Source organism: Microbacterium sp. CIAB417 (genome assembly GCF_022788845.1).
The window spans coordinates 21,312-36,663 of sequence record NZ_JAHZUT010000003.1; the positions used below are offsets into that span (position 1 = coordinate 21,312).

Below are 15,352 nucleotides of genomic sequence, written 5' to 3' on the forward strand. Positions count from 1 at the left end.
CCCGATCTCCTTCCCCCTCGCGCTGGGACGAGCGTAGTGGGAATACCGTCACCCTCCGCGTGTTGAACTTGATGTGTCGCCGCTCAACTCCGTTTTACAGAGCGACACCCCGAACCCGATCAGGAGAACAAATGCCTGAAGATTTCACCCCCGACGAAGGCCGCGACGCCTTCGACGACTTCCTCTCGCGCTACCTCGCAGGTGAGCGCGGACGCGCGGCACGGTCGATCGACCTGTCGCGCTACCTCAGCGCGCGCACGCAGGAGACGCTGCAGGATGCCGGGCGCTTTGCCCTCGCGCGCGGGCAGCACGAGCTCGATGCCTTGCACGTGCTCCGCGAGATCGTGCGCGTCGACCAGGTGCGTGATGCGATCGCGCGCCTCGGCGTCGACCCGGAGAACATCGTGCGCGAGTCCGAGCAGCGCTTGCCGGCCAGTGCCGACGTCGCCGACGTCGACAGCGCGGTGGTGACCACCTCCGTGCAGCGCGCGCTGTTCCACGCGTTCCAGGTGGCGCGCTCCTCCGGATCGACCTACATCGACCCGGAGCACCTGTTCTTCGCGCTCGTGCTCGCGCAGGACACGCCCGCCGGGCAGATCCTCGCCCGTGCCGGAGTCACGGCGGAGGCGCTCACGCAGAGCGTGCGCGAGACCGTCACCGGCACCGAGCGCTCTCCCGAGCAGGCGGCCGCATCCGAGCCCGCGACCATGCTGGAGCGGTACGGGCGCGACCTCACCTCGCTCGCCGAGGCGGGAGAGCTGGACCCGGTGATCGGCCGTGCGGACGAGATCGAGCAGACCATCGAGATCCTCAGCCGCCGCACCAAGAACAACCCCGTGCTGATCGGTGAAGCAGGCGTCGGAAAGACCGCCATCGTCGAGGGGCTCGCCCAGGCGATCGTGTCGGGTGAGGTGCCCGAGCAGCTGCGCGGCAGCCGCGTCGTGTCGCTGGATCTTCCGGCGATGCTCGCTGGCGCCCGTTACCGCGGCGACTTCGAGGAGCGCCTGACCGCGACCATGAGCGAGATCGCCGAGCGCAAGGGCGAGCTGATCGTCTTCATCGACGAGGTGCACACCGTCGTCGGCGCGGGCGCCGGCAGCGACGGTGCCATGGACGCCGGCAACATCCTGAAGCCCCGCCTGGCTCGTGGCGACCTGCACCTGGTGGGTGCGACGACGCTGGCCGAGTACCGCACCATCGAGAAGGACCCGGCGCTCGAGCGCCGGTTCCAGCCGGTGAAGGTGGGGGAGCCGTCGGTCGAGGATGCGGTGCGGATCCTGCATGGTCTGCGTCCCGCCTACGAGCAGCACCACGCCATCACCTACACCGACGACGCGCTGCGCGCCGCGGTCGAGTTGAGCGATCGCTATCTGAGCGACCGTGTCCTCCCGGACAAGGCGATCGATCTCATCGACCAGGCCGGAGCACGACTCCGTCTGCGCTTGGGTGTCGCGGTCGACGTGTCCGACCTGATGGCTCAGCTGGCCACGCTCGAGGCGGACAAGAACTCCGCTGTGGCGGCCGAGCGCTATGAGGACGCGATGCGTCTGCGCGACGAGATCGCCGATGTGCAGCGTCGTATCGACGACGCGACGCGGCGTGACGCCGTGCGGGGGGAGCAGGTCGTGGACGTCGAGCACATCGCCGCTGTCATCAGCCGCAGCACCGGCATCCCGGTCTCGCGTCTGACCGAGAGCGAGCGTGGACGCCTGGCGGGACTCGAGTCCGAGCTGCACGCCCGGGTGATCGGTCAGGATGCGGCGGTCACCGCCGTCGCGACGGCCGTCCGGCGTAACCGCACCGGGATGGGCGACAGTCGCCGACCGGTGGGGTCGTTCCTGTTCCTCGGCCCCACGGGCGTCGGTAAGACCGAGCTCGCGAAGACTCTGGCATCCTCCCTCTTCGAGGACGAGAACGCCGTGATCCGCTTCGACATGAGCGAGTTCGGCGAGCGTCACACCGTCTCGCGTCTCGTGGGAGCGCCTCCCGGATACGTCGGATACGACGAGGCGGGACAGCTGACCGAGCGGGTGCGCCGCGCACCGTACTCCGTGGTGCTGTTCGACGAGATCGAGAAGGCGCACCCCGACGTGTTCAACCTGCTGCTGCAGGTGCTCGACGACGGCCGCCTGACCGACGGTCAGGGTCGCACGGTCGACTTCCGCAACACCGTCGTCATCATGACCTCGAACATCGGCAGCGAGTTCCTCGCATCGCGCTCCGGTGCGATCGGGTTCATCGCCGACGGCGGCGGAAGCACGGGCTTCGGCGACGAGAGCGAGCTGCGTGCCCGTGTCATGGGCAAGCTGCGCGAGGCGATGCGTCCCGAGTTCTTGAACCGCATCGACGAGATCGTGCTGTTCCGCAAGCTCGAGAAGGCCCAGCTGCGCAGCATCGTGTCGCTCCTGCTCGAGCAGAGCGCGTCCCGCCTGGCGCGGCGCGAGATCTCGTTCGAGGCGACGGATGCCGTCGTGGACTGGCTGGCGGAGCACGGGTACGAGCCCGAGTACGGAGCGCGCCCGCTGCGCCGGCTCATCCAGCGGGAGATCGATGACCGCATCGCCGACCTGCTCGTCTCCGGCGAACTGACCGACCAGGGTGGCGTGCGTGTCGACATCGTCGACGGTCGGCCGGCCGCCGCTGCACTCAGCCGCAGCGCCGTCGCCGCCTGATTCGACCAGACCGCCACCCCCTGCCGTGCGTCGGGGGTGGCGGTCTTCGTATGCGCGGGGCAGGCTGGGAGCATGGTGCTTCCCGCGCGGCTCTCCCTCGGACTGGCAGGGGCCCTCGGTCCCGATCTCATCGCTCGTCTGGCTCCCGCCGCAGAGGAGGCCGGCTTTGCGACGCTCTGGGTGAACGACACTCCGGGCGGCGACGCGGTGGCAGCGCTCGCGGCTGCTGCGCGGGTGACGGAGCGGATCGGGCTCGCCACCGGCGTGGTACCGCTGGATCGCCGGGAACCGGATGCGCTCGTGTCGGCACTGCAGGCCGCGGACCTTCCCGTGGACAGGCTCACCGTGGGCATCGGTTCCGGTGCCGCGCGCACACATCAACTCGCACTCGTGGAGCGGGGGATCGCGGCGCTGCGCGCGGGCGTGCCCGAGGCGCAGGTCGTGGTGGGCGCTCTCGGCCCGCGGATGCGTCGGCTCGCGACCTCGGTCGGCGACGGGCAGCTGCTGAACTGGTTGACGCCCGACGCCGCGGCGGCGCAGCGCGACCCGGGCTCTCGCACCATCCTCTATGTGAGAACGGCGCTGGATGCGGCGGCGCAGCCACGGTTGTCGGCCGAGGCCGACGCGTATGCCGGTTACCCCGCGTACGCCGCGAACTTCGCGCGCCTCGGCTTCAGCGCCCGCGACACGGTGATCACGCCGCGCGACGACACGGCGCGCGTGACGGCGTACCGGGCTGCCGTCGACGAGGTCGTTCTGCGGGCGATCGCCGAAAAGGACGACCCGGAGCACTATCTCGATTTCATCCGGAACGCAGCGGGCTTCATCGACGTGGACGCGTGATGCGGGCGGTGCGCGATCGAGGATCCGGGCTGACCGGCAGGGGCTCGACAGGAGCTCCGGGGCGAGGTGGAATCAGATCATGAGGACATTCGCACGCTGGGCGCTGGGCGCCGCCATGGTGTTCGCCGGTATCAGCCACCTGTTCTGGGCGCGGAAGGAGTTCCGCGCCCAGGTGCCCGACTGGGTCGTGGACGCCACGCCCCTCGACGAGGACGCCGTCGTGCTGGCCTCGGGCGCCGTGGAGATCGCGCTCGGCACCGCACTGGTGGCGCTGCCGTCCCAACGCCGGCGCATGGGGGCGCTGCTGGCGGCGTTCTTCGTCGCCGTCCTTCCGGGCAACTGGGCCCAGTTCACCCACCGCCGCGACGGCTTCGGTCTCGACACCGACGTCAAGCGACTGGTCCGACTCTTCTTCCAGCCGGCGCTCGTCGCCTGGGCGCTGTGGAGCACGCGCACCCCGCGCGACTGAACGCGGACCGGATGCGGCCGGTCAGCGCTTTGCTTCGACCAGCCGCATCCGCACGATGTTGTCGGTCTCGTCCATCTCGGCGATGTCGGGATGTGCGGCGACGAACTCGGTGAAGCTGCGGTGCCCCAGCGCCTTCTCGCTGAACGAGGAGTCCAGGCGTGTGATCAGGCTCTTCACGGCAGACGCATGCTGCCACTGCGACGGATCCTTGTCGTTCTCCAGACGCAGGGCGCGCTCGAGCAGATCGGCCGCGGGATCCACGGACCGCTTGCGGGAGCGCGGCGCGTTCGAGGTCGCATCCTTCTTCGCGGGCTCTGGCACCTGCACGCCCGGCAGCGAGTCGTAGGCGTCGAAGCGATCGCACGCGGCAGCGAGCGACTTGGCGGTGGAGCCCGCCACGCCCACGCCCACGACGAAGCGACCCAGGCGCTTGCACCTCTGCGCGAGGGGCACGTAGTCCGAATCGCCCGCGACGATCACGACGTGCGTCAGATCCGGGAGCCGGAACATGTCCTCCACCGTGTCGACGGCGAGGCGGATGTCTGCACCGTTCTTGGCGTATGCGGCGGCGGGGAAGAGCTGCACGAGGTCGACCGCGCGCGCCACGAGCTGCGACCGGTACTCGGCGTTGACCGGGGACGACCAGTCGGCGTAGGCCCGCGTGAGCACGAGCGTGCCGAAGGATGCGGCGTAGTCGATGATCGCGCCCACATCGACCGTCGCGCGCGCCAGCTTCTCGGTGATCTCCGCATCGTGCGGCTGCTCGGCGATGCGCGACCGATCGCGTGAATAGGCGTTGCGGCCGTGCACGCGGTCGTACCAGCTCATCACGATGTTGTCGAAGTCCAGGTAGACGGCCACGCGGCTCGTAGACAGATCGGCCATGTCAGTGCTCGCTCGGGTAGCGCACGCCGATTTGCGCGCGGATGTCGTCGAGCTGGCGCATGATCGCGACCGTCTCGGCGATGGGCAGACGATCGCTGTCGCGGCGCCCCTCCGCGATGATCTGCTCGGCCGCAAGCGCCTGATACTGCATGCCGCGTCCGGCGTCCGGGCAGCGGAAGGTCTCCAGGATGTCTCGCGAGCCGTTCGTCAGGGTGAAGCCCGTCGCGTTGTACCAGGTCGGGTCGATCTCGATCCGCGCGTCACTGCCGATGATCGCCGCTCGGTTGGGTCCGACGCCGCGTGAGGAGGACACCGTCGTGGCCAGTGCGCCGTTCGCGTACGAGGCGAGGGTCGCGACGTCGATGTCGGCACCGGTCTCGCCGAGTCGTGCGTTCGCGGTGAGCGAGACCGGTGCGCCCAGCACGTCCCAGGCGAACGACAACGGATAGATGCCGAGATCGAGCAGGGCGCCCCCGCCCAGCTCGAGCGCGTTCAGCCGATGCGACGGATCGGTGGGCAAGGACTGGACATGATCCGCGGTGACGGCGCGCACCTCGCCCAGTGCACCGGCGGCGAGCAGCTCCTGAATACGCATCATGTGCGGCAGGTAGCGGGTCCACATGGCCTCCATTGCCAGGAGCCCCGCTTCCTCGGCCGCGACCCGGACGCGCTCGGCCTCCTCGCCGGTCAGTGTGAACGGCTTCTCGACGAGCACGTGCTTGCCCGCGGCGAGAGCTTCCAGCGCGTTCTCGGCATGAGCCGGATGCGGGGTCGCGATGTAGACGATGTCGATGTCGTCATCGGCGAGCAGTGATGCGTAATCACCGTGTGCGCGCGGGATGTCGAACTGCGTCGCGAAGCGCTGGGCGCTTTCGAGCGAGCGCGAACCGACCGCGCGGACGTCGAGGCCCGCGGTGCGCAGGTCGCTCGTGAACGTGTGGGCGATGTTGCCCGTGGCGAGGATGCCCCAACGCAGGCGAGGACTCGAGTCTGTGGTCATGCGACCACCGTACCCAAGGGGTGCCGCACTAGGCTCGGGTCGTGGCGACGGCACTGGACAGACTGCGCGAACTCCTGAAGATCGCGACGGTCTCCTACGCGGACGAGTCACGGGTGGACACGGCAGCCTTCGACGAGTTCCACGCGGCACTCGAGCGGCTCTACCCCCGGGTCCACGCCCGGTTGGAGCGGGAAGTCGTCGTCGGTCACGCGCTCCTTCTCCGCTGGCCGGGGCGTACCGCGGAGCGGCCGCTCGTCCTCATGGCGCATCAGGACGTGGTCCCCGTGGTCGAGGAGGACTGGGATCGCGATCCGTTCGGCGCCGAACTCGTCGGCGAGGGCGCGGATCAAGCCGTCTACGCGCGCGGCGCGATCGACGACAAGGGCGCGCTCGTGGCCATCTTGGAGGCCGTCGAAGAACTGCTGATGCGCGAGGTCGTGCCCGAGAACGACGTGTACCTGGCCTTCGGGCACAACGAGGAGACGGCAGGAGACGGTGCACGTGCGATCGCGGAGGCGCTGCGCTCCCGCGGCGTTCGGCCGGCGCTCGTCGTCGACGAGGGCGGCGCCATCGTCGACGGCGTGCTTCCGGGGATCGCGCGTCCGACGGCGATGATCGGCGTCGCCGAGCGCGGCACGATGACGGTCTGGCTCACGGCGCGCGAGCAGGGCGGCCACGCATCCACGCCGCCGGCGCGTCCGGCGACGGCGCGGCTGGCGCGCGCGGTGGACAGGCTGGCTCGGCATCCGTTCCCGGTGCGGCTCGTCCCGCCGGTGCGCGCGATGCTCCGCACTCTGGCACCGCACGCGCCGAAGTCGCTCGGCGCCGCCCTGCGCTCCGTCGCGTTCACGGGGCCGGTGATCGCGAACGTGCTGGCGATGCTCGGGCCCGAGACGAACGCGCTCGTGCGCACGACCGCCGTGGCGACCGAGCTGAAGGGGGCGCCGGGGGAGAACGTGCTGGCGGCGACCGCGCAGGCGGCGATCAACGTGCGCCTGCTCACCGGAGACACGGCCGCCTCCGCCGTCGCGCGGATCCGCCGCGTCATCGCCGACGAGACGATCGAGATCGAGGTGCGCGCGGCGAGCGAGCCCTCGCCCGTCTCGCCGTGGCGCGGCGAACCATGGCGCCGCATCGCACGCGCGATCGACTCGTCACTCGGCAGCGAGATCGTGGCGACGCCCTACATCCAGTTGGGCGCGAGCGACAGCCGCTGGTTCACGGGCATCTGCGACAACGTCTACCGCTTCACGCCCTTCCACCTCACCCGCGCTGAGCGGGAGGCCCTGCACGCGCACAACGAACGCATCCGGGTGGAAGTGTGGCTCCGGGGGATCGGCTTCTACCGCGATCTGATCACGGGCGACTGACGGGGCGCGGAGCGACGTCGTCGAGCGCCAGCACGAATCGCAGGATGGCGCGACCCGTATCGGTGATCACGGGGCCGCGTCCGAACTCCCACTCCTCGTCGCTCGCGCGCACCGTGTGGCCGCGCAGAGCAGCGCGGCGATCGAACGGCGCCGTGGTCGCGGCGTAGAGGGCTACGGCTCCCGACACTCCCGCCGCCACGTGCGGCGTCACCGCGAGCGCGTCGCCGAGCACCAGAAGCGCCCGGATGACGCGGGTGAGCATCCGGATGCTGCGCTTGCGTCCCTGGCGGACCGCGGCCGCGAGAGCACGGAGCTCGTCGGGATTTCCCCCGGCGGCCCCCGTGCCGAGCCCTGCTTCCTCCAAGAAGCGGCGCGCTCTGGCGCAGTGCTCCGCGTCGTCGGCTGCGGTCTCGCCCAGCAGGCGTGCCGCCTCGTCCAGCGCATCGCCGATGGCTGCACGCCGGTCACCGGTCACGGCGGACTCGTCTCGGCGCTCCCTGTTGCTCAGGGGGAGACGTCCGAGGAAATCCGCCATGCGTCCACAGTAGACCGTGCTCCTCGGCCCGTGTCGATGCGTCGTCCGATGGGGCGATGTGACTGTCACACGGCTGCGGAAAACGGAGGGAACCGGGCGCGGCGTGCATAATGGCAACGGGCGTGTGACCGTGCGCACGGCCCAGGAGATCCAATGAGCGACGATGCGACGGGGCGACGGCCCAGTATCCGCGATGTGGCGCGCTTGGCCGAGGTCTCCCATCAGACCGTTTCCCGGGTGATCAACAACCATCCGAGCATCCGGCCGGAGACGCGCGAACGCGTGCTCTCGGTCATGGCGCAGGTGCAGTACCGGCCTAATCGCGCGGCGCGGGCGCTGGTGACCAGCCGTTCGCAGACCATCGGGATCCTGTCCGCCTCCAGCACGCAGTACGGACCCGCCTCCAGCATTGCGGCCATCGAATCCGCCGCCCGTGAGCGCGGCTACTGGGTGAGCACCGCGAACATCTCGCCCCACGACCCCGATTCGATCCCCGACGGCATCGCGCACCTGATGGCGCAGTCCGTCGAGGGGTTGGTCGTCATCGCGCCGCAGGTCCGCGTCTTCCGAGCGCTCGCTGAGCAACAGCTCGACGTGCCCTACGTCACCTTGCAGTCCACCGAGCTCGACCCGCAGCACGCGCTCTCGGTCGACCAGATCGCGGGCGCCCGACTCGCCACACGGCATCTCATCCAGCTCGGTCATCGCTGGATCTACCACCTCGCCGGTCCGCAGGACTGGATCGAGGCGGAGGCGCGCATGCGGGGCTTCCTCGAGGAGATGAGCGCGAACGACGTGCCCACCACCGCTCCCATCCTGGGGGATTGGACCGCGGAGTTCGGCTACTACGCGGGCCGGGAACTGCTGCGCGTGCGGGACTTCACCGCGGTGTTCGCGTCCAACGACCAAATGGCACTGGGGCTGTTGCACGCGATCCGCGACGAGGGTCTCGACGTGCCGGGGGACATCAGCGTGGTGGGCTTCGACGACATCCCGGAATCCGCGCACTTCTGGCCGCCGTTGACCACGGTCCGCCAGGACTTCGCCGATCTCGGACGGCGCTGCGTCGACATCCTGCTGGGCCCGGCGGACGGCTCGGATGCGGTCGTCGCGCCGATCGTGCCGGAGCTCATCGTCCGGGGCTCGACGGGGCCGGTCGCGCCGCTCTGACGGGCGTTATCAACCCGAGATCTCTCAGCGGGTTGACAGGAAGCCGATCTGTGGCGTTACACTTGCGCAGCAATGTGAACGGTCACATCGATCGTCACAACGGGGTTTCGAAAGACGAAGGAGTCGAGGCGTGTCCGCAATCGATGCCGCTCGAGGCGAGGGCTATGCCACGGGGGTGAAGACCGAGGTCGTGATCGCTCGCGTGCGCGCCGAGGTCGCAGCCCTTCACGGCGAGCTCGTGCGCAACGGGCTGGTCGTGTGGACCGGCGGCAACATCTCGGAGCGTGTGCCCGGCGCGGATCTCTTCGTCATCAAGCCGTCGGGGGTCTCCTACGACGATCTGGCGCCCGAGAACATGATCCTCTGCCACCTCGACGGCACCGTCGTCGCCGACACCCCTGGCAGCGACCGTCAGCCCTCCAGCGACACCGCCGCCCATGCATACGTCTACCGGAACATGCCGGCCGTCGGCGGCATCGTGCACACGCACTCCGACTACGCGACGGCCTGGGCCGCACGCGGCGAAGCGATCCCGTGCGTCATCACGGCGATGGCGGACGAGTTCGGCGGTCCGATCCCGGTCGGGCCGTTCGCGATCATCGGCGACGACTCGATCGGCCGAGGCATCGTCGACACGCTCACCGATCATCGCTCGCCGGCGGTGCTGATGGCGGGGCACGGCCCGTTCACGATCGGCGCGACGGCGCGGGATGCGGTCAAGGCCGCCGTCATGCTCGAAGACGTCGCGCGCACCGTGCACATCGCCGGCCAGAGCGGTCCGCTCACGCCGCTGCCGCAACAGGCGATCGATCGCCTCTACGAGCGCTACCAGCACGTGTACGGCCAGCACGGCGACCCTCGCTCGGCCGCCTGAAGACTTCCCCCTACGTACAACTGAACACAGCAGACAGAGACGTCTTACGAAAGGACACACTGTGAAGAGCACCAAGTTCCTGTTCGCCGCGGCAACCGTTGCCGCCGGCGCGCTCATGCTCTCCGGCTGCGGCAGCAGCGCGGGCGGCAACGGCGGGGACAGCGGCGGAGACGGCGGACTCATCGGCGTCGCCATGCCCACCAAGAGCTCCGAGCGCTGGATTCAGGACGGCAATGCCGTCAAGGAGCAGCTCGAGGCGCAGGGCTACACGGTCGACCTGCAGTACGCAGAGGACGACATTCCCACGCAGGTCTCGCAGATCGAGAACATGATCACCAAGGGCGCCAAGGCCCTGATCATCGCCTCGATCGACGGCACGACGCTCACCAGCGTCCTGCAGGAGGCCGCCGACGGCGACATCCCCGTCATCGCCTACGACCGCCTCATCCGCGACAGCGAGAACGTCAACTACTACGCGTCGTTCGACAACTACAAGGTCGGCGTGCAGCAGGCCAACTCGCTGCTCAACGGTCTGGGTCTCACCGACCTCGACGGCAAGGCCGCGGCATCCGCTCCGGCCGGCCCGTTCAACATCGAGCTGTTCGCCGGTTCGCCCGACGACAACAACGCCACGTTCTTCTGGAACGGAGCGATCGACACGCTCCAGCCCTACATCGACAAGAAGATCCTGGTCGTCAAGAGCGGTCAGACCGACTTCCAGCAGGCGGCGACGCTGCGCTGGGACGGCGAGACGGCGCAGAAGCGCATGGAGAACATCCTCACCTCGACGTACTCCGACGGTTCGAAGGTCAACGCGGTGCTCTCGCCCTACGACGGCATCTCGCGCGGCATCATCTCGGCCCTCACCGACGCCGGCTACTCGGTCGGTGCCGAGTGGCCGATCATCTCGGGTCAGGACGCCGAGATCGACTCCGTGAAGGCCATCGTCGCCGGTGAGCAGTACGCGACCATCTTCAAGGACACCCGCAAGCTGGCCGAGGTCGCGGTCGACATGGCCTCCGCTCTGCTGAAGGGTGAGGAGCCCGAGGTGAACAACACCGAGGACTACGACAACGGCAAGAAGGTCGTCCCGTCCTACCTGCTCGAGTCGCAGATCGTGGTCAAGGACAACATCCAGGAGGTCCTGGTCGACAGCGGCTACTGGACCGAAGACGAGATCAACGGCTGATAACCGAGGATCCGTGCCGGGCGGCCCCGTGCCGCCCGGCACACTCCCGTCGGCGACAGGAAAGAGGAGCAACGATGTCCCAGAACATCCTCGAGATGCGTGGGATCACCAAGACATTCCCGGGAGTCAAAGCACTCTCGAACGTGAATCTCGCCGTCCAGCGCGGCGAGGTGCACGCCATCTGCGGTGAGAACGGCGCCGGTAAGTCGACGCTCATGAAGGTGCTGTCGGGTGTGTACCCCCACGGCACGTACGACGGACAGATCGTCTACAACGGCGAGGAGGTCGCGTTCCGCAACCTTCGCGACAGCGAGGCCAAGGGCATCGTGATCATCCACCAGGAGCTGGCCCTGAGCCCGTACCTGTCGATCGCCGAGAACATCTTCCTCAACAACGAGCAGCGCGGCCCGCTTGGTCTCATCGACTGGAACGCGACGAACTTCGAGGCGGGCAAGCTCCTCGCCCGGGTCGGTCTGCGGGAGAACCCCACGACGAAGATCAACCAGATCGGCGTCGGCAAGCAGCAGCTCGTCGAGATCGCGAAGGCGCTCTCAAAAGAGGTCAAGCTGCTGATCCTCGACGAGCCGACCGCCGCACTGAACGACGAGGATTCGGCGCACCTGCTGGATCTGATCCTTCATCTGAAGGGTCAAGGGATCACGTCGATCATCATCAGCCACAAGCTCAACGAGATCAAGAAGGTCGCCGACACGGTCACCGTCATCCGCGACGGGAAGACGATCGAGACGATCGCGAAGAACGACGTCACCGAAGACCGCATCATCAAGGACATGGTGGGTCGCGACCTCGAGCACCGCTACCCGGACCACGAGCCCCACATCGGCGAAGAGCTGCTACGGGTCGAGAACTGGACGGCTCACCATCCCGTCGACACCTCCCGCGTCGTCGTCGATGACGTGTCGATCACGGTGCGGGCGGGGGAGATCGTCGGAATCGCGGGCCTCATGGGAGCCGGTCGCACCGAGTTCGCCATGAGCCTGTTCGGCCACAGCTACGGGACCCGCATCTCGGGCCGGGTGTTCATGCGCGGCAAAGAGATCAAGACGCGCACCGTCTCGGAGGCCATCGACAACGGTCTCGCCTACGCGACCGAGGACCGCAAGACGTACGGCCTGAACCTCATCGAGGACATCAAGCGCAACGTCTCCATGGCGTCGCTCAAGAAGCTCGAGAAGGCCGGCCTCGTCAACGACAACGAGGAGTACCGGGTCGCGAACGAGTACCGCCGCGACATGAACATCAAGGCCCCGAGCGTGCTGGTCAAGACCGGGAAGCTCTCGGGCGGCAACCAGCAGAAGGTCGTGCTGTCGAAGTGGATCTACTCGGATCCCGACGTGCTGATCCTCGACGAGCCGACCCGCGGCATCGACGTGGGGGCGAAGTACGAGATCTACACGATCATCAACAAGCTCGCCGCCTCTGGCAAGGGCATCATCGTGATCTCGTCCGAGCTGCCCGAACTGCTCGGCATCTCCGACCGCGTCTACGCGCTGTCGGAGGGTCGCATCACGGGAGAGCTGCCGATCGCCGAGGCGAGCCCCGAATCCGTCCTCAAGCTCATGACCATGGAGAAGCCCCGCTGACGGGGCTCGCAGGAGACAACGACATGTCGAACAACGACACCGCTGCCGGGGCGACGATCAACCCGGTCGACAACAAGGCCACCCGCTGGATCACGCACGTGCTGACGGATCTCGGCAAGAACGGCATCTTCATCGCGCTGCTCGCGGTCGTGGTGCTGTTCGCCGTCCTGACCGACGGCATCCTGCTGCGTCCGCAGAACATCTCGAACCTGGTCGTGCAGAACGGCTACATCCTCGTGCTCGCGATCGGCATGGTGATGGTCATCATCGCCGGCCACATCGACCTGTCCGTCGGATCCGTGGCCGCCTTCATCGGCGCGGTCTCGGGCGTCTTCGCGGTGCAGTGGGGACTTCCCTGGTGGCTCGCGATCGTCCTGTCGCTCGCGATCGGCGCGCTCGTGGGCGCGTGGCAGGGCTTCTGGGTCGCCTTCGTCGGCATCCCCGCCTTCATCGTGACCCTCGCGGGCATGCTCATCTTCCGCGGACTCGCGCTCGTCGTGCTGGGCAATGCGAACATCGGCTCCTTCCCCGACGAGTACCGGGCCCTCGGCAACGGCTTCCTCGACGGCATCTTCGGGGGCGACCCCGACGTGTTCACGCTGCTCATCGGCGCGGTCGGCATCATCGCCCTCGTCGTGCAGCAGTGGCGCACCCGTGCCGGACGTCGCAAGTACGGGCAGGATGTCGAGCCGATCGTCTGGTTCATCGCCAAGCTCGTGCTGATCTCCGCCGCGATCGCGTTCTTCACGTACTCCCTCGCCGCGTACAAGGGCATCCCGGTCACGCTCATCGTGCTCGCCGTGCTCGTGCTGGTCTACGGCATCGTCATGAACCGTTCCGTGTTCGGCCGTCACATCTACGCGATCGGCGGCAACCGTCACGCGGCGGAGCTGTCGGGCATCAAGACCCGCCGGGTCGACTTCTGGCTGTTCGTGAACATGGGACTGCTCGCGGCGCTCGCCGGCCTCATCTTCACCGCTCGCCTGAACCTCGCCGGGCCCAAGGCCGGTGACGGCTTCGAGCTCGAGGCCATCTCTGCCGCCTTCATCGGCGGAGCGGCGGTGCAGGGCGGCGTCGGAACCATCGGCGGCGCGATCATCGGTGGTCTGATCATCGGTGTGCTGAACAACGGTATGTCGATCATGGGTATCGGCATCGAGTGGCAGCAGGCCGTGAAGGGCCTCGTGCTTCTTCTCGCCGTAGCCTTCGACGTGTACAACAAGCGGCGCTCCGGCAACTGAGCCCAGCAGCCGAAGAAGGGCCTCGCCGATCGGCGGGGCCCTTCTTCGTGCGCTCGTCAGCGAACAGCGAGCCGCTCGGCGATGCGCGAGGGCAGGGTGCCGTCCGCGGCGCTCGCGCCGTTGGCGAACGCCCCGCGGTAACGCGCGGCCGGATGCGTGTCCGCGACCCGCGCGTGGCCGGCGCCGTAGAGCGACTCGCGCAGCGTCGAGCCCGCGTACTCGGTCTGCGCCCGCCCGCGGCGCTGGAGCTCGGGCACGACGAACTCCACCAGATCCTCGAAGGAGCCGGGGGTGATCGCGTAGGCGAAGTTGAAGCCGTCGATCTCACCCTCGTCGACCCATCGCTCCAGCTCGTCGGCGACGGTCTCGGGGCCGCCCACGATCACCGGCCCCATCCCGCCGATCGAACGCTGCGCGACGATATCGGCCGGGGTCCACCGGCGTTCGGGATCGATCTTCGCGAGGGAGGAGAGCACGGAGCGCAGGCTGTCGTTCTCCACCTCTTCGAGCGGCTGATCCGGGCCCCACTGCCCGAAGTCGATGCCGGTCCAGCCGCCGTAGAAGGCGAGCATCCCCTCACCCGAGGCGTAGGACAGATAGTCCTCGTACTTGGCCTCGGCCGCCTCATCCGACTCGGCCGTGATGACGGTCACCAGAGCGAAGGTCTTCACGTCGTCGGGATCGCGCCCCTCCGCCGCGGCGCGAGAGCGGATGTCGCGGACGATCTCGCGAGCCTGCGCGGGGTTCGCGGGGCTGATGAAGACACCCTCGCCGTGCCGGGCGGCGAAGGCGCGCCCGCGCGGGGAGGCGCCGGCCTGGAAGATCACCGGAGTGCGCTGCGGCGACGGCTCGCTCAGGTGGATGCCGGGGACGGAGTAGTAGGTGCCCTGGTGGCCGATCGGATGCACCTTCGCGGCGTCGGTGTACACACCGCGTTCCCGGTCGGCCACGACGGCGTCCTCCTCCCACGAACCCTCCCAGAGCTTGTAGGTGACGTCGACGAACTCCTCCGCGATCTCGTACCGGTCGTCGTGGGCGATCTGCTTGCTCAGGCCCAGGTTGATCGCGGCGCTGTTCAGGTAGCTCGTCACGACGTTCCAGGCGACGCGCCCCTTGGTCAGATGATCGAGCGTCGAGAACTTGCGCGCGAGCGCGTACGGCTGTTCGTACGTCAGCGCCGCCGTGACGCCGAAGCCCAGATGCTCCGTGACGAGCGCCATCGCCGGCACCTGGAGGAACGGATCGTTCACCGGTACCTGGTCGGCATCGCCGAGCGCCGTGGCCGCGGAGCCCCGGTACACGTCGTACGTGCCCAGCACGTCCGCGATGAACAACGAGTCGAACCGGCCGCGCTCCAGGAGCTTCGCGAGCTCGGTCCAGTACTCGAGGTCCTTGTAGGTCGTGGCCCGGCTGTCGGGGTGGCGCCAGGTGCCGGCGGATTGGTGACTGACGCACGTCATGTCGAAGGCGTTCAGGATGATGCGCTTTGCCATTCGGCGA

General features: G+C 68.4%; 13 protein-coding genes. 9 read left to right on the forward strand and 4 right to left on the reverse strand.

What is annotated here, in order from left to right; genetic code table 11:
• Positions 1–131 precede the first annotated feature (131 nt).
• The 3 genes from KYX17_RS12445 to KYX17_RS12455 all read left to right on the forward strand — a co-directional run bounded on the left by KYX17_RS12445 (position 132) and on the right by KYX17_RS12455 (position 3,984).
• Positions 132–2,672 (forward strand): ATP-dependent Clp protease ATP-binding subunit, encoded by a 2,541-nt coding sequence (locus KYX17_RS12445; protein ID WP_243227325.1) that lies wholly within the window; start codon positions 132–134, stop codon positions 2,670–2,672.
• A gap of 72 nt (positions 2,673–2,744) precedes the next feature.
• On the forward strand, positions 2,745–3,515 hold the full coding sequence (locus tag KYX17_RS12450; protein WP_243227326.1) for an LLM class flavin-dependent oxidoreductase: 771 nt from the start codon (positions 2,745–2,747) through the stop codon (positions 3,513–3,515).
• 79 nt (positions 3,516–3,594) lie between these two features.
• Entirely contained in the window at positions 3,595–3,984 is a 390-nt protein-coding gene (locus KYX17_RS12455) for a hypothetical protein (protein ID WP_243227327.1), read from the forward strand.
• A gap of 21 nt (positions 3,985–4,005) precedes the next feature.
• Here the strand turns inward: KYX17_RS12455 and KYX17_RS12460 are convergent, their stop codons facing one another.
• The gene (locus KYX17_RS12460) at positions 4,006–4,869 is read right to left on the reverse strand and encodes an NYN domain-containing protein (RefSeq protein ID WP_243227328.1); all 864 of its coding nucleotides are present in this window, start codon (positions 4,867–4,869) and stop codon (positions 4,006–4,008) included.
• A 1-nt stretch (position 4,870) separates the two neighbouring features.
• Complete coding sequence (locus KYX17_RS12465) at positions 4,871–5,869, reverse strand: Gfo/Idh/MocA family protein (protein ID WP_243227329.1); 999 nt, start codon at positions 5,867–5,869, stop codon at positions 4,871–4,873.
• A 41-nt stretch (positions 5,870–5,910) separates the two neighbouring features.
• Here KYX17_RS12465 and KYX17_RS12470 point away from each other — a divergent pair, with 41 nt between their 5' ends.
• Positions 5,911–7,239, forward strand: a complete 1,329-nt coding sequence (locus KYX17_RS12470; protein ID WP_243227330.1) for a M20/M25/M40 family metallo-hydrolase — start codon at positions 5,911–5,913, stop codon at positions 7,237–7,239.
• On the opposite strand, the gene KYX17_RS12475 is transcribed toward KYX17_RS12470, so the two are convergent.
• Positions 7,226–7,774, reverse strand: coding sequence for a hypothetical protein (locus tag KYX17_RS12475; protein ID WP_243227331.1), 549 nt, complete (start codon positions 7,772–7,774; stop codon positions 7,226–7,228). The two genes, KYX17_RS12470 and KYX17_RS12475, sit on opposite strands and share 14 nt — an antisense overlap.
• A gap of 153 nt (positions 7,775–7,927) precedes the next feature.
• Between KYX17_RS12475 and KYX17_RS12480 the strand changes: the two genes are divergently transcribed.
• The 5 genes from KYX17_RS12480 (at position 7,928) to mmsB (ending at position 13,852) form a co-directional block, all read left to right on the forward strand.
• A complete protein-coding gene (locus KYX17_RS12480) occupies positions 7,928–8,944 on the forward strand; it encodes a LacI family DNA-binding transcriptional regulator (RefSeq protein ID WP_243227332.1) in 1,017 nt (338 codons plus the stop codon).
• 175 nt (positions 8,945–9,119) lie between these two features.
• Entirely contained in the window at positions 9,120–9,818 is a 699-nt protein-coding gene (locus tag KYX17_RS12485) for an L-ribulose-5-phosphate 4-epimerase (protein WP_243228172.1), read from the forward strand.
• 115 nt (positions 9,819–9,933) lie between these two features.
• Positions 9,934–11,007: a multiple monosaccharide ABC transporter substrate-binding protein gene (gene chvE / locus KYX17_RS12490; RefSeq protein WP_243228173.1), complete on the forward strand. Its 1,074-nt coding sequence runs from the start codon at positions 9,934–9,936 to the stop codon at positions 11,005–11,007.
• A 74-nt stretch (positions 11,008–11,081) separates the two neighbouring features.
• Complete coding sequence (gene mmsA / locus KYX17_RS12495; protein ID WP_137417569.1) at positions 11,082–12,611, forward strand: multiple monosaccharide ABC transporter ATP-binding protein; 1,530 nt, start codon at positions 11,082–11,084, stop codon at positions 12,609–12,611.
• A gap of 23 nt (positions 12,612–12,634) precedes the next feature.
• Positions 12,635–13,852, forward strand: a complete 1,218-nt coding sequence (gene mmsB / locus KYX17_RS12500) for a multiple monosaccharide ABC transporter permease (protein ID WP_243227333.1) — start codon at positions 12,635–12,637, stop codon at positions 13,850–13,852.
• 56 nt (positions 13,853–13,908) lie between these two features.
• Here the strand turns inward: mmsB and KYX17_RS12505 are convergent, their stop codons facing one another.
• Positions 13,909–15,345: an LLM class flavin-dependent oxidoreductase gene (locus KYX17_RS12505; protein ID WP_243227334.1), complete on the reverse strand. Its 1,437-nt coding sequence runs from the start codon at positions 15,343–15,345 to the stop codon at positions 13,909–13,911.
• Positions 15,346–15,352: the final 7 nt, after the last annotated feature.